Raw genomic sequence first — 18,443 nt, forward strand, 5'->3', positions numbered from 1 at the left:
TTATATCTACTATCGTTCGTAAATTTTAAGGAGATTTAAAAATGGACAAGTTTTTTAAACTAAAAGAAAATGGTACAACTGTTCGTACAGAAGTTCTTGCTGGTTTAACCACTTTCTTTGCAATGAGTTACATTCTCTTTGTCAATCCTGAGATGCTCAGTCAAACAGGGATGCCAGCTCAAGGTGTTTTTTTGGCGACAATCATTGGGACTGTTGCTGGAACGCTGATGATGGCTTTGTATGCCAATATTCCTTATGCCCAGGCTCCTGGTATGGGATTGAATGCTTTCTTTACTTATACCGTTGTTTTTGCGCTTGGTTATACTTGGCAAGAAGCGTTGGCGATGGTTTTTCTTTGCGGGATTATCAGCATTGTTGTTACGCTAACCAAAGTTCGTACAATTATTATTCATGCAATTCCAGAAAGTTTAAAATATGCTATTTCTGGTGGGATTGGGATTTTTCTAGCTTACATTGGAGTTAAAAAAGCTGGACTTTTGAAATTCTCAATTGATCCGGGAACTTATAGCGTTACAGGAAAAGGTGCTGATAAGGCACAAGCAGCTATTACAGCCAATGGAATGGCAACGCCGGGCTTGGTAGATTTTAACAACCCAGCTGTTCTTGTAGCTTTGTTTGGAATTTTCATCACCATTTTCTTTGTCTTGAAACGTGTGCGTGGAGGTATTGTATTATCTATTGCGGCAACCACAATCGTAGCCATTTTGGTGGGAGTTGTAGATCTTTCAAAAATCAATTTTGCTTCCAATAATATCAGTGCTGCTGTTCAGGATTTAGGAAAGATTTTTGGTGCAGCTTTAGGCAAAAACGGTTTGTTAGCTTTATTTGCAAAACCTTCTCGTATCCCAGAAGTGCTTCTTGCTATTTTGGCCTTTTCATTAACAGATATTTTTGATAACATTGGAACGTTGATTAGTACAGGGCGCAAAGCGGGCATCTTTAACATTGCAGATGAAGAAGCTGCTAAAGATTCGTCTGGCCTTCAAACTAAAATGGATAAGGCATTATTCTCAGACATGGTTGGGACAACTATTGGTGCGATTGCAGGGACTTCAAATGTTACGACTTATGTAGAAAGTGCAGCTGGAATTGAAGCGGGCGGTCGTACTGGCTTGACAGCGCTTGTTGTTGCAGCTTTGTTTGCTGTGTCAAGTTTCTTTAGTCCACTTCTTGCTATTGTACCAACAGTAGCGGTAGCACCTATTCTTATCATTGTGGGAATGATGATGCTCTCTAGCATGAAAGATATTGAATGGGACGATTTATCAGAAGCAGTACCAGCATTCTTTACATCCGTTTTCATGGGCTTTACTTACAGTATTACTCATGGTATTGCTGCAGGTTTCATCATGTATGCTTTTGTGAAAATCATCAAGGGTGAAGCTAAGGAAGTTCATCCCATTATCTGGGTGTTGGATGTCTTATTTATCCTAAACTTTATCAGTCTAGCTCTGGCTTAATGATTGAAAAAATGAGGTTGGAACGAAAGTTCCTAGCTTCAAGCATACTGTTGAATAAATCACCGATACAGCAGTTGATTGCTCAAAGCACAGCTTTGAGGAGGCGAATAGAGATTGCGAAGCAAGTCTCAAGAATAGTTGCTTTTCAAACTCAGAAGAGTCTTTTTAACAAAAACTCTGTTTCCTTTATCCATTACCTCAATAGTCTCTCAGACTGTTGATCATCTTTGTGGGAGTGAGACTACGAACTAAAAATTTTCAAAATGAGTTCTGTCCCACCCCTTTTTCTTTTGTCAAATTTTAGCAGAAAACGAAAAATTTTGATATAATAGTAAAATGTTTAGTCATAATGAAAATGAGTTAATGGCGTGGGGTGAGAAATTAGGCGCTTTACTCCAAAAACAAGATGTTTTGATTTTAACAGGTGATCTAGGAGCTGGAAAAACAACCTTTACCAAAGGATTAGCACGTGGGCTAGATATCAAACAAATGATTAAAAGTCCGACCTACACGATTGTTCGGGAATATGATGGTCGCCTTCCACTCTATCATTTGGATGTGTATCGCATTGGGGAAGATCCAGATTCGATTGATTTAGATGACTTTCTCTTTGGTGAAGGGGTAACAGTCATTGAATGGGGTGAATTATTGGAAGATAGTTTACCAAGCGATTATCTCAAATTGACGATTCTAAGAAAAAATGATGGTCGAGAATTGATCTTTGACGCAAAAGGTCATCGAGCTGAGAATTTACTTGAGGAACTTTTCAATGGCTGAGTTAGAATTGCTGATAAGAGAAGCAGAGATTCAGGATGCTGTACATTTGATTGATTTTCTTAATCAGGTTGGGCAAGAGTCAGATTACATGACATTAGATGACGCAGGGATTTTGATGACAGAAGAGCAGATGAGCTCTTTCATTGAACATCAGGCCGCGTCAGATAATCAGATTTATCTAATTGCACTATTAGATAATGAAATTACTGGTCTTGTGAGTATCACAGCTGATTTTCATGAGCGGATTCGACATATTGGGCAGATCTTTATCGTGGTTAAAAGAGCATTTTGGAATCAAGGCATAGGAAAGTTTCTTTTAGAAGAGGCGATAAATTGGGCAGAGAATTCTGGAGTGATTCGGCGATTAGAATTGACTGTACAAGCAAGAAATGAACGTGCTGTTCATTTGTATCAGGCATTTGGGTTTGAGATTGAGGGCGTTCAAAAAAGAGGGGCCTATCTTACAGAAGGGGAATTTCTTGATGTTTATCTAATGGGAAAACTGATAGACTAGAATAAATATGTTTAAAAAAATTATCTTAATGTTTTTGAGCTTATGCCTTGTAACTATCGCGGGGCTAGGCGTTTATGGTTTTACTATTTATAACCAATCAACAGATGCTTTGTCTAAGACTTATAAAAGCTTTGGGAAAGAAACAAATGTGATTGCCGCTACCAAACCTTTGACCTTGCTTTTGATGGGGGTGGATACAGGTAGTGGATCACGCTCAGATCGGTGGGCTGGAAATAGTGATTCCATGATTCTCGTAACAGTTAATCCTAAGACAAAAAAAACGACAATGATGAGTTTGGAAAGGGATATTCTTACCAAAATTAAAACCGCTGATGGGACAACGCAAGCAAAACTTAATGCAGCTTATGCTAATGGTGGTGCCGAACTAGCGATTTCAACGATTCAAAAAATGATGAATATTCACATTGATCGTTATGTTCTGATCAATATGAAAGGTCTGGTACAATTAGTTGATGCTGTTGGAGGCATTACGGTCAATAACACCCTTGGTTTTCCTATCTCGATTGAAGAAAACGAGCCAGAATACAAAGCAGTTGTTGAACCAGGGAAACAACATATCAATGGTGATCAAGCACTGGTCTATTCGCGGATGCGTTATCAAGATCCGGAAGGGGATTATGGACGTCAAAAGCGCCAACGTGAGGTGATTCAAAAAGTAGTCCAAAAAGTATTGAGTTTAAATAGTGTTAGTCACTATCAAGCTATTTTAAAGGCTGTTAGCAATAATATGCAGACGAATGTTGAGTTGTCTTCTGGTAGTATTCCTCAATTATTAGGTTATCAAGATGCTTTCAAGAATATTAAAAGTAAGCAGTTAAAAGGCGAAGAAGCAACCCTAGCAGATGGTGGTTCTTATCAAATCGTCACATCAGAGCATTTATTGGAAATGCAAAATATTTTGAGAAAATCATTAGGTTTGGAAGAAGTGACTAAATTGGAAACAAATGCTGTTGTATATGAAGAACTGTATGGCAACGCTGTTCCTAGTTCTGGTCAATCAGGGAGTGGTATAGTAAATGGTGTGACCGATTCATCAGCCTACTCAAACAGTTCGTATGGGGCAGATCCAAATGGATAGTATTATGTGCAGTAATAAAAAGGAATTTAGCCAAATGCTAAATTCCTTTTTATATCTATTTTTTGTGAGCATTCCAGGTATCTTGTATTTGCTGAAGACGTGCAGTAGCTTCTTGTTCAAAGAGTTTAAATTGGTAAGTCAAATCCTGTGAAATAGCTTCTAAATGGCTTTTTTGTGCTTGAATGATTTGTACATTTTTTTGAATGTTTTGAAGGTCCTGCTGTATACTATTTATAGAATCATAGGTTTCAACAGCTTCATCCATGATTTTTTTTCTATTTTTAACAAGGTAAAAACTGGCAGTAGCTGCACCTGTGAATAACAATAAATTGCTAAATTTCATAGTTTCTCCTTAGGCATTTGAAATTTTTTCGGCTAAAGCTGCCAATGCAGGGAAGTCGGGTTCGTGAGCAACAAAGGTTACGTTCAAATCATCATCTTCAGTATAACGTGGCGCTAAGTGGACATGTGTATGAAAGACAGTTTGACCAGCGATTTCTTCGTTATTATTGATGATATTCATTCCTTTTGCGTCAGTCGCCTTCATCACTTTACGAGCAATAGTTGGTATGCATGCAAAGAGTTGGCCGGCTGCTTCCCCGTCCATTTCAAGCATATTACGAAAATGTTCTTTTGGTACAACTAAGGTGTGCCCAGGAGTAACTTGTGAAATATCTAAAAATGCCAAGACTTGCTCATCCTCGTAAACTTTAGAAGATGGAATTTCTCCTGCAATAATCTTACAAAAAATGCAATCTTCCATCAAAATTTACCTCCACTTTGCTAGATTTTGTTATAATATAAGAACATTATACCAGAATTTGGAGAAAATATGTTAGAAATAAAAGGGCTTACAGGAGGCTATGTGAATATTCCTGTTTTAAAAGATGTTAGTTTTACAGTAGGAAATGGCGAACTAGTAGGGTTGATTGGCTTGAATGGTGCGGGTAAATCTACAACAATCAATGAAATTATTGGACTTTTAACTCCTTATAAAGGGGAAATTTTAATTGACGGCGCTAAACTGCAAGACAATCCCATGGCTTATCGTAAGAAAATTGGATTTATTCCAGAGACTCCTAGTTTATATGAGGAATTGACTTTAAGAGAGCACATTGAAACAGTTGCTATGGCTTATGATGTCGATCAAGAGGTAGCTTTTGCGCGCGTGGAGCAATTATTGACCAAGTTTCGCTTGAAAGAAAAATTGGATTGGTTCCCCGTTCACTTTTCAAAGGGAATGAAGCAAAAAGTCATGATTATTTGCGCCTTTGTAGTTGATCCGAGTCTCTTTATCGTGGATGAGCCATTTTTGGGACTCGATCCAGTAGCGATTGCTGATTTGATAGAGCTTTTGAAAGATGAAAAGACAAAAGGCAAGTCTATCCTGATGAGTACGCATGTGTTGGACTCAGCAGAAAGAATGTGTGATTCATTCGTGATTTTGCACAAGGGGGAAATCCGAGCGAAAGGTAACTTATCAGAGTTGCAATCAGAATTTTCTATGCCAGAAGCTAGCCTGAATGAGATCTATCTGGCATTGACAGAAGAGGCAAGCCTATGAAAGAAGTGTTTCAAAAGCGCAAGCAAGTATTTCGCAATCAATGTTTGAAATATTCACGCTATGTTTTTAACGACCATTTTGTTTTATTTTTATTAGTTTTTATTGGCTTTTTAGCTGTTCAATATAGTCAACTGTTGCGAAATTTTCCTAAAAATCACCTGCCAATTATTCTTGCTTTAGCAGTTCTTTTGGTGTTCTTGTTGCCTTTGGGAAGAATTGCAACGTATATGGAAAAGCCAGATAGTCTATTTTTGTTGGTCAAAGAAGAAGAATTAAAAAGTTATTTACAAAAACAAGTGTGTTCATCTTATTTATTATGGAGTGTATTTCAAACGGCTATTCTATTACTAGCAGCGCCACTCCTTTTGGCGCTAGGATTACCATTTTGGGGATGGTTTATTCTTGTATTTTTTATGTTAATAGCAAAATGGTTTCTATTTTTGAAAAAGAGCCAAAGATTTTATCAAGGTGTAGGCATAAATTGGAGCTATCTCATTGACTACGAAGAGAGACGAAAGCAGACAATCTTGCGTTTCTTTGCTCTCTTTACCAATGTAAAAGGAATCTCCAATAGCGTGAAACGCCGAGCCTATCTTGATAGTTTGACAACTATTTTGCCAAAAAGGCAATCAACAACCTGGCAGAATATGTTTTTACGCTCTTATTTGCGAAATGGTGATTTTCTGGCTTTGACCATGCGGTTGCTATTTCTATCTCTTTTAGGAATTGGCTTGCTCGGTCAATCTTGGATTGCGGCTGTTTTTGTGATACTGTTGAATTATCTTTTGCTATTTCAATTGACCGCTTTGTACAATGCTTTTGATTATCAATATTTGACATTCTTATTTCCTCTAGAAATCGGATTAAAGTTAAAGGGTGTGAGACAAGTGATTGTTCTTGTTGGTTACAGTGTGCTGTTAGTTGAAACAATTATGGCGTTGCTATTTTTCCAAGATAGAGTTGCATTGTTTTTCATGGCAGGAGTTACACTATTGCTTTATTTTCTCTATTTACCAGTTAAATTAAAAAGTTTGGTTGACTAAAGGAAGTAAAATTAGTAAAATAGATAGGAAACTTTTTACGGAGGGGAATCATGGACTTGGTTGATAATGAGCTAACTCTGACACCGATTGCAGGTAAAAGTGGAAAAGCCTACATGGGCACCTATCCAGATGGGGCGCGCGTTTTCGTCAAGATGAATACAACCCCAATCTTAGTAGGTTTAGCTAGAGAACAAATTGCACCACAGCTATTGTGGAGTCGTCGCATGGCAGATGGTAATGTCATGAGCGCGCAAGAGTGGCTGTCAGGAAAAATTTTGACACCGGATGAAATGGATAAAAAGCAAATTGTGAATATTTTGACAAGATTGCACCGTTCACGTCCGTTAATGACGCAATTACGCCGGCTAGGTTATGCTCTGGAAACTCCAGCAGATTTAGTTGAGTCTTGGTTAGATCGTGCGCCAATTGCACTTAGTCATAATCATTATTTGCGATCTGTTTTAAAAGATATGCACAGTAGTCTGCCACAATTTCGTGAGGATTATGCAACGATTGTACATGGCGATGTTCGACATAGCAATTGGGTTGAAACAGATAGCGGTTTGGTGTATTTGGTAGATTGGGATTCTGTGCGTTTGACAGATCGAATGTTTGATGTAGCCCATATGTTAAGCCACTATATTCCAGAAGTACGTTGGAAAGAATGGTTGACCTATTATGGCTATCGGTATAATGCAACCGTATTGAAGAAATTATACTGGTATGGTCAATATGCTTACTTGTGCCAGATTGCCAAGTACTATGAGAATGCAGACTTAGAAAATGTGAATCGGGAGATTTATGCACTACGTAACTTCCGTTCAAAATACGGAAGAAAGGTACTATGAGAGTCAGGAATCGTAAGGGAGCGACGGAATTACTAGAAGCGAATCCCCAGTATGTGATTTTAAATCCTACTGAAGCAAAAGGCAAGTGGCATGAGATTTTTGGAAATAATTACCCTATTCATGTTGAAGTAGGGAGTGGAAAAGGTGCATTTATTTCAGGAATGGCAAAAGCTCATCCAAAAATTAACTATATTGGAATTGATATTCAAAAATCTGTTTTGAGTTATGCTTTGGACAAGGTTTTAGCGACAGATGTTCCAAATATCAAACTTCTTTGGGTAGATGGTTCTGATTTGACTAACTATTTTGAAAATGGGGAGATTGATCGCTTGTACCTGAATTTTTCTGATCCTTGGCCTAAGAAACGTCATGAAAAGCGTCGTTTGACCTATAAATCTTTTCTAGATACCTTTAAGCGGATTTTACCAGATCATGGTGAAATTCATTTTAAAACAGATAATCGTGGTCTCTTTGAGTATAGCCTTGTTAGTTTTTCCCAATATGGTATGAAACTAAATAGCGTTTGGTTGGATTTACATGCGAGTGACTTTGAAGACAATGTGATGACAGAATACGAGCAAAAATTTGCTAATAAAGGCCAAGTCATTTATCGAGTCGAAGCAGCGTTTTAATGTAAAATAAATAATGAAAAAGGCCATGCGGTCTTTTTTGGTTTTCAGGAAAATAGTTTAAATAACGAAGTAGTAGCCGATATTTCAAGCAATAAAATGGTTTTGAGAAGTGTTCTCAAAACCATTCACGAGTACAAAAATAGTGACAGCATAACGATTCAAAATGTTACAGAAGATTGTGCTATCCATCAGAGGGCTTTTCCTTAACTTTAAAGTTAGCTATAATTTGTTACAATTATCTGCCTTATGTCTGCTAAACAGTAAAGTTATCATTTTTTGAGTAGATATCTAAGGAATTTTATCTTAAAATAGTGGAACTTTTCTCATTTTCCGATTTTTTATTGTGTCCTATGAGATTTTTATTTATAATAATTCTAAATAAAAAAGAAAAGAGAAGTTTTAGGATGACAAATAATCAGGAGATTGATAAGAACTTTAGCGGTCGACTAAATATTTTACGGGCTGGAGTATTGGGGGCTAATGATGGTATTATTTCTATTGCGGGTGTCGTTATAGGAGTAGCAAGTGCAACGGAAAGTGTTTGGATTATATTTCTTTCAGGTTTAGCGGCAGTATTTGCAGGAGCTTTTTCCATGGCAGGTGGTGAATATGTATCTGTTTCAACCCGAAAGGATACGGAGAAGGCTGCAGTTGCCAGAGAACGAGTACTTTTAACAAAAAATCCAGAGATTGCTAGACAGTCACTTTATGCAGCTTATATCCAGAATGGCGAGTGTGAGACATCTGCCCAACTCTTGACCAATCGAGCTTTTTTGAAAAATCCGCTTAAGGCTTTGGTAGAAGAAAAATATGGACTTGAGGTGGAAGAATTTACAAATCCATGGCATGCAGCAATATCTAGTTTTATTGCTTTTGCAGTAGGAGCCATCTTTCCAATGTTAACCATAGTTTTCCTTCCTGCTAGCTATCGCATTCCAGCAACAGTCATTGTTGTTGCTTTAGCATTGTTAGGGACGGGATATACTAGCGCTAAATTAGGAAAAGCACCGATAAAAAATGCCATGATTCGAAATTTAGTCATTGGACTTTTGACCATGACAGTGACTTATCTTGTAGGTCAATTGTTTGTTATTTAAGTCCAAAATAAAAATTGTGTGGGGCGTGGTTTTAATGATAATTTCTTTTATTGAGTGTTATGGTGAATTTGCTTAAGAATGATTTGTTAGACACAATTATCAAATCAAATAAAATACAAGAATAAATTTTCTTGTATTTTCCTTTTTCTTATGCTATAATGTAGATAATGAATATGAAAGAGAGGCGAGGAAATATCTTCGCCTCTTATCTGTGAGGAGGTGTAGTCTTATCACAACGATTGTCAAATTAGTAAAAGAAGTTGTTGAACCGGTCGTTCAAGAGCCGTATGAATTAGTGGATATTGAGTACGGTAAAATGGGGAGCGACCATGTTCTTAGTATTTTTGTAGATAAGCCGGGAGGAATTACTGTTAATGATACGGCAGAATTGACGGACATCATCAGTCCACTTTTAGATATGATTAAGCCGGATCCCTTTCCTGAGCAGTATTTTCTTGAAGTAACTAGCCCAGGGTTGGAACGTCCGCTGAAAACGAAAGAACAACTAGCAGCTGCAGTTGGGGAATATATCCATGTTAGTCTGTATCAAGCACTTGATAAAAGTAAAGTCTTTGAGGGGACACTGCTTTCTTTCGAGGAAGATTATTTAACAATGGAATATATGGATAAGACTCGTAAGAAAGTTGTTCAAATTCCTTACCAGCTAGTATCCAAAGCAAGATTAGCAGTCAAATTTTAGCAAGAATATAATAAAGAAAGGATTGCTTTTGTTTCCACAAAAGCTGAAAAAACATGAGTAAAGAAATGCTAGAGGCCTTCCGTATTTTGGAAGAAGACAAAGGGATCAAAAAAGAAGATATTATCGAAGCGGTGACGGAGTCACTTCGTTCGGCTTATCGTCGTCGCTATGGTCAAGCAGATAGTGCAGCCATTGAATTCAACGAAAAAACAGGAGATTTTCGTGTTTATACCGTTCGTGAAGTGGTAGACGAAGTTTTTGATAGCCGTTTAGAAATCAGTTTAAAAGATGCTCTTGCTATTAGCTCGGCTTATGAACTTGGTGATAAAATAAAATTTGAAGAGGCACCAACTGAATTTGGACGGGTAGCAGCTCAGTCTGCTAAGCAAACGATTATGGAAAAAATGCGCAAGCAGACACGCGCAATCACTTACAATAAGTATAAAGAACATGAAAATGAAATCATGTCAGGAACAGTCGAGCGCTTTGACAATCGTTTTATCTATGTCAATCTAGGTAGCATTGAAGCACAGTTGTCGAAGCAAGACCAGATTCCTGGTGAAGTATTTGCTTCTCATGACCGCATCGAAGTCTTTGTCTATAAGGTAGAAGACAATCCTCGCGGTGTCAATGTCTTTGTCAGCCGCAGCCATCCAGAAATGATCAAGCGTTTAATGGAGCAGGAAATTCCAGAAGTTTATGACGGAACAGTTGAAATCATGAGTGTTTCTCGTGAAGCAGGTGATCGGACTAAGGTTGCTGTACGCAGTCACAATCCCAATGTAGATGCAATCGGTACAATTGTTGGTCGTGGTGGTGCAAATATTAAGAAAATTACCAGCAAATTTCATCCGGCTAAATATGATGCCAAATCTGGCCGTATGATTCCTGTAGAGGAAAATATTGATGTCATTGAGTGGGTGGCAGATCCTGCAGAATTTATCTACAATGCGATTGCTCCTGCAGAAGTCGATCAAGTTATCTTTGATAGTGAGGATAGCAAGCATGCTCTTGTTGTTGTACCAGATAATAAGCTATCACTTGCTATTGGGCGTCGAGGGCAAAATGTGCGCTTAGCAGCTCATTTGACAGGTTATAGAATTGATATCAAATCTGCAAGTGAATTTGAAGCTATGGAAGAAGCAGGTGAGCTTGGTGGATTTGCTGAAGAAGCAGATGAATTTGCAACAATTGAAAGTCCTGTGGAAACAGAATTTTTAGAAAGTGAAGTTGAAGCAGAAGACTAAGGAGGGGGAAATGGCAAAAACAAGAAAAATCCCTTTACGAAAATCAGTAGTTTCTAATGAAGTTATTGACAAGCGTGATTTGCTTCGGATTGTCAAAAATAAAGAAGGCCAAATTTTTATTGACCCGACAGGAAAGGCCAATGGACGAGGAGCTTATATCAAGCTTGATAATGAAGAAGCACTTAAAGCTAAGAAAAAGCGAGTTTTTAACCGTAGCTTCAATATGGAAGTCGAAGAAGCATTTTATGATGAGCTGATTGCTTACGTGGATCATAAGGTTAAAAGAAGAGAGTTAGGTCTTGAATAAACAAAAATTAGCCAATTTACTTGGATTAGCACAACGAGCCAATCGTATCATATCTGGTGAAGAATTGGTCGTTAGGGCAATACAAGACGGAAAAGCAAAACTGGTTTTTTTAGCCAATGATGCTGCTCCGAACTTGACAAAAAAAATTACTGATAAAAGTCATTACTATAAAGTAGAAGTATCAACCGTGTTTTCAACACTGGAATTAAGCACTGCTGTGGGCAAGTCTAGAAAAGTACTTGCTATCACTGATGCTGGATTTACAAAGAAAATGAGGTCTCTTATGGAATAGAAGAGGAGGACAAGATTTGTCTAAAGTAAGATTATACGAAATCGCGAAAGAACTGGGAAAAGAAAGTAAGGAAGTTGTGGCGCGTGCAAAAGAGCTTGGTATTGAGGTGAAAAGTCATGCCAGCAGCGTTGAAAATGAAGTGGCCGCGCGTATCACAGCCAGTTTTTCCCAAGTAGCAGCTCCTAAAAAAGAAACGAATCAAAAATCAGATCAACCTTTGGCTAAAGAGCAGCAGTCGGCTTCAGCAGCAAAAGAAGTAACAATGACTGAAAAAGTAATGCCTAAGCCAGCAGCGCCGACACAAAAGTCGGAAGTAGAAAGAAAAGCTGCACCAGCGAAGCCAAAAAGTCGTAATTTTAAGGCTGAGCGAGAAGCGAAAGCGAAAGAACAGGCAGAACGACGAAATAAACAGCGAGAAAATCGGCCACAAAAACAACAAAATGGTGAAAAGCGAAATCGAGAAGAGCGCAATCCGCGTAATAATCGAAACAACCAAAATCGAAATGACCGTGTGAATCGCAGCGAGAAACGCGACAATCGCGATCATCGCAATCAGGATAATCGTCGTCAAGAACAAAATCGTTCAAATATTGCAAATCAGAATCGCCCTCAAACAAATCAAGGACCACGCATTGATTTCAAGGCGCGTGCAGCGGCTCTGAAAGCAGAACAGAATGCCGAATATGCTCGCGGAAGTGAGGAGCGTTTCAAGCAAGCTCAAGCCGCAAAGGCAGCTCAACGTGAGCAGAAGAAACGGAAAGAACCGGTAGAAGAATTATTCAAAGCAGCAGCGCCTATCGTGGAGGCTACGAAGCCGGCTCCACAATCTCAAGTTGCCCCTGAGGCGGTTCCAACTCCTGCAGTTGATACTCGTCGGAAAAAACAAGCTCGACCAGACAAGAAACGTGATGACTTTGATCGCGAAGAAGATGGTCCAAGAAAACAACAAAAGAATCGAAGCAGTCAAAATCAAGTGAGAAATCAAAAGAATAGTAATTGGAATCATAACAAAAAAAATAAAAAAGGCAAGAACAATCGGAATAACACTCCAACTCCAAAACCAGTTACAGAACGCAAGTTCCATGAATTGCCTAAAGAATTTGAATACACAGAAGGTATGACCGTTGCAGAAATTGCAAAACGGATTAAACGTGAACCAGCCGAAATTGTCAAGAAACTCTTTATGATGGGGGTTATGGCAACGCAGAATCAATCGTTGGACGGCGATACTATTGAACTTCTGATGGTAGATTATGGCATTGAAGCACATGCTAAAGTTGAAGTCGATAATGCAGATATCGAACGCTTCTTTGTGGATGAAGATTATCTTGATCCAGATGCTTTAGTAGAACGTCCGCCAGTTGTGACCATCATGGGACACGTTGACCATGGGAAAACAACACTTTTGGATACCTTGCGTAATTCTCGTGTTGCTACAGGTGAAGCAGGTGGGATTACACAACATATTGGTGCTTACCAGATTGAAGAAAATGGTAAGAAAATTACCTTCCTTGATACACCAGGGCATGCCGCTTTCACCTCTATGCGGGCGCGCGGTGCTTCTGTCACAGATATTACGATTCTTGTCGTAGCAGCAGATGATGGAGTCATGCCTCAAACAATTGAAGCGATTAACCATTCAAAAGCAGCCAATGTGCCAATTATTGTAGCGATTAACAAGATTGATAAGCCAGGTGCTAATCCTGAACGTGTCATCGGTGAATTAGCTGAATATGGAGTTATGTCTACAGCATGGGGCGGTGATTCTGAATTTGTTGAAATCTCAGCTAAGTTCAACCAAAATATTGATGAACTGCTCGAAACCGTTCTCCTTGTAGCTGAAATTCAAGAGCTAAAAGCTGATCCAAAGGTTCGCGCAATTGGTACAGTAATCGAAGCGCGCTTGGATAAAGGAAAAGGTGCAGTTGCAACCTTGCTTGTTCAACAAGGTACCTTAAATGTACAAGATCCAATTGTTGTTGGTAATACTTTTGGTCGTGTGCGTGCTATGACTAATGACCGTGGACGTCGAGTGAAAGTTGCGGGGCCATCGACACCAGTATCTATCACAGGTTTAAATGAAACACCAATGGCTGGTGACCATTTTGCCGTATATGAAGATGAAAAAGCAGCGCGTGCAGCTGGTGAAGAACGTGCAAAACGTGCTCTCATGAAACAACGTCAAGCAACGCATCGTGTTAGTTTGGAAAATCTCTTTGATACCCTTAAAGCTGGTGAAGTCAAGTCTGTCAATGTTATTATCAAAGCCGACGTACAAGGTTCAGCGGAAGCATTAACAGCATCTCTTCAGAAGATTGAAGTGGAAGGTGTTAAAGTAACAATTGTTCACTCAGCAGTTGGTGCGATTAACGAATCAGATGTCACTCTTGCGGAAGCTTCCAATGCCTTTATCATTGGTTTCAATGTTCGTCCTACTCCACAAGCTCGTCAACAAGCTGAAGCGGATGACGTCGAAATGCGTCTTCACAGTATCATTTATAAAGTGATTGAAGAAGTAGAAGATGCCATGAAAGGGATGCTTGATCCAGAATTTGAAGAAAAAATTATTGGCGAAGCTGTCATTCGTGAAACCTTCAAGGTTTCTAAACTCGGTACCATCGGCGGATTTATGGTGGTTAGCGGTAAAGTAACTCGTGATTCTAAGGTTCGTGTCATTCGTGATGGCGTTGTTATCTTTGATGGTGCCCTTGCTAGTTTGAAACATTATAAAGATGATGTGAAAGAAGTCGGAAATGGACAAGAAGGCGGTCTCATGGTTGAGAATTACAATGACATCAAAGTGGATGACATGATTGAAGCTTACATTATGGAAGAAATCGCAAAATAATATAAATGAAAGGGAGACAGACTGTGATATATTGAAGTCTGCCTCAACCTTTTTCTAAAATAAGCGAAAGGAGACATCATGGCAAATCAATTTCGTGTGGATCGTGTGGGGATGGAAATCAAACGCGAAGTCAATGAGATTTTGCAAAAAAAAGTTCGTGATCCACGTGTTCAAGGAATTACCATTACAGGTGTGCAAATGTTGGGCGACTTGTCAATGGCAAAAGTGTACTACACGCTGATGAGCAACCTTGCTTCTGAACAAGAAAAAGCTCAGACCGGTTTAGAAAAGGCGAAAGGAACCATCAAACGTGAATTGGGTCACAACTTGAAGATGTACAAAATCCCTGATTTGACTTTCATCAAGGATGAATCGATTGAATATGGGAACAAAATTGATCAAATGCTCCGTGATTTAGATCAAAAATAAGGCGTGATTTTAGCTATATCAATATATTTAAAAAGAAAGGAAATTCTATTTTTCTTTCTTTTTTTGATAAAAATGCTAAAAAAGGCTTGTTACTTTTACACTTATCCTTTAAAATAGAAAAGGAGATAATCCGCTACAGATTTTTCGGAGGAGAAAAGATGTCCATCAATTGGCAGCAAATTATATTTAGCTTTTTAGGCGGTTTAGGACTTTTCCTATATAGTATTCGGATGATGGGAGATGGTTTGCAGCAGGCTGCAGGTGATCGGCTTCGTTATTTCATTGACAAATATACCAGCAATCCATTTTTTGGTGTTCTAGTTGGAATTGGTCTAACAGCCTTGATTCAGTCAAGTTCAGGTGTGACAGTTATTACAGTTGGATTGGTGAGTGCAGGTCTTTTAACGCTCAGACAAGCAATTGGGATTGTCATGGGGGCCAATATTGGAACAACGGTAACCTCTTTTATCATTGGTTTTAAACTGGGCGATTATGCATTACCCATTCTCTTTTTAGGAGCGATTTGTCTCTTCTTTACCAAAAAACGCTCTATCAATAATATCGGTCGCGTTCTATTTGGGGTGGGGGGGATCTTCTTTGCTTTGAATTTGATGAGTGGTGCTATGGAGCCATTGAAAAATTTAGATGCTTTTCGTGAGTATATGATAAAGTTGAGTGGAAATCCAGTCCTAGGTGTATTTGTAGGGACAGGTATTACCTTGCTGATCCAAGCCTCATCAGCAACTATTGGTATTCTACAAAATTTATATGCGAGCGGCTTGATTGAGTTAAAGGGAGCTTTGCCAGTCCTTTTTGGGGATAATATCGGGACAACGATTACAGCGATTATTGCATCATTAGGAGCCAATATTGCTGCTAAACGTGTGGCAGGTGCCCATGTCACTTTCAATGTGGTCGGTACCGTTTTATGCTTGATCGTTTTAGGTCCATTTACGAGCTTAATTCAGTGGTTTCAAGCAGCACTCCATTTAAGCCCAGAAATGACCATCGCCTTTGCTCACGGAACTTTTAATGTTACCAATACGATTATTCAATTTCCATTTATTGGCTTGTTAGCTACCTTGGTAACAAAACTGATTCCAGGTGAAGATGAAGTTGTGAAATATGAACCGCTTTATTTAGATCCGATTTTAATCAAACAAGCTCCGTCTTTGGCGCTTGGAAATGCCAAAAAAGAATTGCTTCATTTAGGACGTTATGCGATGCGTTCATTTGAGTTGGCTTATGATTATATTGTGAACAATACTGAAAAGTCAGCAGACAAGGGACACAAGGTAGAAGAAGCAATCAATAAAATTGATGAAGATCTCACACGTTACCTCATTGATTTATCTAGTGAGCCTCTTAGCCAAAAAGAAAGTGAAGTGCTGACAAATATTTTGGATTCATCTCGAGATTTAGAAAGAATCGGAGACCATGGTGAAGCGTTGATTAACTTGACAGATTATATCCGTCGGAAAAAGGTGGAATTTTCTCCAGCAGCTTTGCAAGAGTTAGAATTGATTTATAACATGACTCTGACTTTCATTAAAGAATCCCTGGCTTCTGTAGAAAATAATGACCTTGAGTTGGCGGATAGCTTAGTAACGAAGCATGAAGCGATTGATAAAATGGAACGAAAGCTACGGAAAACGCACATTCATCGTCTGAATAGAGGAGAATGCTCGACACAAGCAGGCGTAAACTTTATTGATATCATCTCTCACTATACGAGAGTAGCGGATCACGCCATGAACTTAGCGGAAAAGGTCCAAGCGGAACAAATATAATCATGAAAAACAAACTGCTGGTGCAGTTTGTTTTTTTGTACTCTACTTATCTTGCATGATCAAGTAGAAAGTTTATTAATAATGGCTCTATGAGATCAAGTTGGGTACACAAGAAAAAGTGGAACATCTGTGCTGTAATACTAGCTTGACTCTGTTATTAATCCAATGTGATAGAGCAAATAGAGGTTGAATAGAACTTGAAAGATGTCACAGTTTATCTTTATCAAAACTTACAAACTCTAAACCAGTTCATCAAGGAGAAAAATACAAATTTCGAAATATACTTTTTATTTTTGATTAAATCTTTCTTGTAAAATTGCATTTGTTAAACTATTCGAACCTCTTATTGCTGGCTATCAGTAGATTGTGGGTATTGAATTAAAAAAAGTTTTAGTATGTTCTATAAGCCAGACTCATGTTTTTTGATGAGAATATTATTGTGATGGGGAGATTGTCATAACTAGTTTATTAAGGATGTTCGGAAACTAGTCATATAAAAAGCCAATCCTCATAAAGCGAGGAATGGCTGGTTGTTTAATTTATTATTAGAACAATATGTATTGAAAGTTAATTTAGCTGCTATGTACTGTATACATACATGATGTGAGAGAAGCTAAACATTAGCTCCTACTGAATTATTCAAAAGTAACCTTAATTGGTACTTTGGCTATGGTTTCTGTGATATCATAAATGACTTCTAAATTGCATTCTAAAACTTTTGGCTTAGTAATACTAACCGCTTCCAATGCATTTATTGGTAATTTAATCCCACCTTCAGAAACAGCAGAAGCTTTTAAGGTATCAGAACAAATGATAATTTTATGGTCATCACTATTAGAAATATTATTGACTTTACCATTACGAGTTTGCACTTCATATTCCTTATTGGAAGTATTTTTATAAGCTAGTTTAAGAGTATATTCATAATTATCTTTTTCCAACCCTTTATAGGTGACCGTAAGACCTTTGCTTTCATAAATAACTGTATCAGTAGCTGTGGTAGAAAATTCAACAACTTTTGATTTTTGTTCTGCTTTTTGACTAGAACTAGTCTTGGGTACTTCAGAAGATGATGTGTTTGTTGATTTCTTATTATTACCACAAGCAGTTAAAAACAGAATAGCAAGTAAGGAAACAACAACTGTAAAGACTTTCTTTTTCATGGTACACCTCCAAAGATAAGTGTGCTAGGTGAAGACTAAAGTCATTTAAAGCTGATTTGTCTCTTCTAAATTTGAATTTGGAATCAGCTCCTTGTGACAACAATCAACACAAAATACTTTTTCCTACTTTTATTATAGCATTATACAAATAATTATTCAATAAAAGATAGAACATAAAGACTTAAATAAGGTAGTAACCGGAAAGTCGAATATAAACTTGATGGTTTAGGTTGAGTGCCTTAATTGATTCATTTGACAGAAATTATCTATTTAGTACTAAAAATATGAAAACAACAAGAAAAAACAAGACGACTATAAGGTTGGTCTGAATTTAATATCGAAAAATATCTAGCAAACAAGACTTGCAAATGGAATGAGTACTAGTATTTGTCCTAAAATAAGCAGCATCAAAGTCGGCTCCTGCCAATATGGAACTTAGATCACTCTTTTAAACGAAGTGTACTACAAGTTTGTTAAATGGACAGTATAGAAAATAGTATAAACAGTAGTGTTTATACAATCACTTAAAATCTAGCAAGATAGGTCTATACCATTTACAAAAAGAAAAGAAAGCGATATAATGAAAGAGACATAATGAACAATGCGAGAGTG

General features: G+C 38.0%; 19 protein-coding genes. 16 read left to right on the plus strand and 3 right to left on the minus strand.

What is annotated here, in order from left to right; translation table 11 throughout:
• The first annotated feature begins 41 nt into the window (after positions 1 to 41).
• The 4 genes from H8787_RS02905 to brpA all read left to right on the plus strand — a co-directional run bounded on the left by H8787_RS02905 (position 42) and on the right by brpA (position 3,871).
• Complete coding sequence (locus H8787_RS02905; protein WP_049482190.1) at positions 42 to 1,481, plus strand: NCS2 family permease; 1,440 nt, start codon at positions 42 to 44, stop codon at positions 1,479 to 1,481.
• A 336-nt stretch (positions 1,482 to 1,817) separates the two neighbouring features.
• Positions 1,818 to 2,258, plus strand: a complete 441-nt coding sequence (gene tsaE, locus H8787_RS02910; protein WP_003070375.1) for a tRNA (adenosine(37)-N6)-threonylcarbamoyltransferase complex ATPase subunit type 1 TsaE — start codon at positions 1,818 to 1,820, stop codon at positions 2,256 to 2,258.
• Positions 2,251 to 2,772, plus strand: coding sequence for a GNAT family N-acetyltransferase (locus H8787_RS02915; RefSeq protein WP_003070373.1), 522 nt, complete (start codon positions 2,251 to 2,253; stop codon positions 2,770 to 2,772). Before tsaE ends, H8787_RS02915 begins: the two co-directional genes overlap by 8 nt.
• A 7-nt stretch (positions 2,773 to 2,779) precedes the next feature.
• The gene (gene brpA / locus H8787_RS02920) at positions 2,780 to 3,871 is read left to right on the plus strand and encodes a biofilm formation/cell division transcriptional regulator BrpA (RefSeq protein WP_039676503.1); all 1,092 of its coding nucleotides are present in this window, start codon (positions 2,780 to 2,782) and stop codon (positions 3,869 to 3,871) included.
• 55 nt (positions 3,872 to 3,926) lie between these two features.
• Here brpA and H8787_RS02925 read toward each other — a convergent pair whose 3' ends face one another.
• The gene (locus tag H8787_RS02925) at positions 3,927 to 4,214 is read right to left on the minus strand and encodes a hypothetical protein (protein ID WP_037597822.1); all 288 of its coding nucleotides are present in this window, start codon (positions 4,212 to 4,214) and stop codon (positions 3,927 to 3,929) included.
• Between the two features lie 9 nt (positions 4,215 to 4,223).
• The gene (locus tag H8787_RS02930; protein WP_003070368.1) at positions 4,224 to 4,634 is read right to left on the minus strand and encodes an HIT family protein; all 411 of its coding nucleotides are present in this window, start codon (positions 4,632 to 4,634) and stop codon (positions 4,224 to 4,226) included.
• A gap of 69 nt (positions 4,635 to 4,703) precedes the next feature.
• On the opposite strand from H8787_RS02930, the gene H8787_RS02935 reads away from it, so the two are divergent.
• The 12 genes from H8787_RS02935 (at position 4,704) to H8787_RS02990 (ending at position 16,668) form a co-directional block, all read left to right on the plus strand.
• The gene (locus tag H8787_RS02935) at positions 4,704 to 5,435 is read left to right on the plus strand and encodes an ABC transporter ATP-binding protein (protein WP_039676506.1); all 732 of its coding nucleotides are present in this window, start codon (positions 4,704 to 4,706) and stop codon (positions 5,433 to 5,435) included.
• Positions 5,432 to 6,478 carry an ABC transporter permease gene (locus H8787_RS02940; RefSeq protein WP_187328199.1) on the plus strand — a complete coding sequence of 349 codons (1,047 nt, stop codon included), beginning with the start codon at positions 5,432 to 5,434 and terminating at the stop codon, positions 6,476 to 6,478. The genes H8787_RS02935 and H8787_RS02940 overlap by 4 nt, the downstream gene beginning before the upstream one ends.
• Positions 6,479 to 6,528: 50 nt before the next feature.
• Positions 6,529 to 7,326, plus strand: a complete 798-nt coding sequence (ccrZ, locus tag H8787_RS02945; RefSeq protein ID WP_006269344.1) for a cell cycle regulator CcrZ — start codon at positions 6,529 to 6,531, stop codon at positions 7,324 to 7,326.
• Positions 7,323 to 7,958, plus strand: coding sequence for a tRNA (guanosine(46)-N7)-methyltransferase TrmB (trmB, locus tag H8787_RS02950; protein WP_020999041.1), 636 nt, complete (start codon positions 7,323 to 7,325; stop codon positions 7,956 to 7,958). Before ccrZ ends, trmB begins: the two co-directional genes overlap by 4 nt.
• A 404-nt stretch (positions 7,959 to 8,362) precedes the next feature.
• Positions 8,363 to 9,055 carry a VIT family protein gene (locus H8787_RS02955; protein ID WP_187328200.1) on the plus strand — a complete coding sequence of 231 codons (693 nt, stop codon included), beginning with the start codon at positions 8,363 to 8,365 and terminating at the stop codon, positions 9,053 to 9,055.
• Positions 9,056 to 9,266: 211 nt separating this feature from the next.
• The gene (rimP, locus tag H8787_RS02960; RefSeq protein ID WP_187328201.1) at positions 9,267 to 9,755 is read left to right on the plus strand and encodes a ribosome maturation factor RimP; all 489 of its coding nucleotides are present in this window, start codon (positions 9,267 to 9,269) and stop codon (positions 9,753 to 9,755) included.
• A gap of 53 nt (positions 9,756 to 9,808) precedes the next feature.
• The gene (nusA, locus tag H8787_RS02965) at positions 9,809 to 11,002 is read left to right on the plus strand and encodes a transcription termination factor NusA (RefSeq protein ID WP_003078357.1); all 1,194 of its coding nucleotides are present in this window, start codon (positions 9,809 to 9,811) and stop codon (positions 11,000 to 11,002) included.
• Positions 11,003 to 11,012: 10 nt separating this feature from the next.
• A complete protein-coding gene (rnpM, locus tag H8787_RS02970) occupies positions 11,013 to 11,309 on the plus strand; it encodes an RNase P modulator RnpM (RefSeq protein ID WP_003070354.1) in 297 nt (98 codons plus the stop codon).
• Positions 11,302 to 11,601 (plus strand): YlxQ-related RNA-binding protein, encoded by a 300-nt coding sequence (locus H8787_RS02975; RefSeq protein ID WP_020997605.1) that lies wholly within the window; start codon positions 11,302 to 11,304, stop codon positions 11,599 to 11,601. Before rnpM ends, H8787_RS02975 begins: the two co-directional genes overlap by 8 nt.
• Positions 11,602 to 11,617: 16 nt before the next feature.
• Positions 11,618 to 14,449, plus strand: coding sequence for a translation initiation factor IF-2 (gene infB / locus H8787_RS02980; RefSeq protein WP_187328202.1), 2,832 nt, complete (start codon positions 11,618 to 11,620; stop codon positions 14,447 to 14,449).
• 78 nt (positions 14,450 to 14,527) lie between these two features.
• Positions 14,528 to 14,878, plus strand: coding sequence for a 30S ribosome-binding factor RbfA (gene rbfA, locus H8787_RS02985; RefSeq protein WP_150203129.1), 351 nt, complete (start codon positions 14,528 to 14,530; stop codon positions 14,876 to 14,878).
• A gap of 158 nt (positions 14,879 to 15,036) precedes the next feature.
• A complete protein-coding gene (locus H8787_RS02990; RefSeq protein ID WP_187328203.1) occupies positions 15,037 to 16,668 on the plus strand; it encodes a Na/Pi cotransporter family protein in 1,632 nt (543 codons plus the stop codon).
• A gap of 635 nt (positions 16,669 to 17,303) precedes the next feature.
• On the opposite strand, the gene H8787_RS02995 is transcribed toward H8787_RS02990, so the two are convergent.
• A complete protein-coding gene (locus H8787_RS02995; protein WP_187328204.1) occupies positions 17,304 to 17,831 on the minus strand; it encodes a hypothetical protein in 528 nt (175 codons plus the stop codon).
• Positions 17,832 to 18,443: the final 612 nt, after the last annotated feature.

Origin of the sequence: Streptococcus sp. NSJ-72 (genome assembly GCF_014334035.1) — a bacterium.
In the GTDB taxonomy this organism is placed as follows: domain Bacteria; phylum Bacillota; class Bacilli; order Lactobacillales; family Streptococcaceae; genus Streptococcus; species Streptococcus constellatus.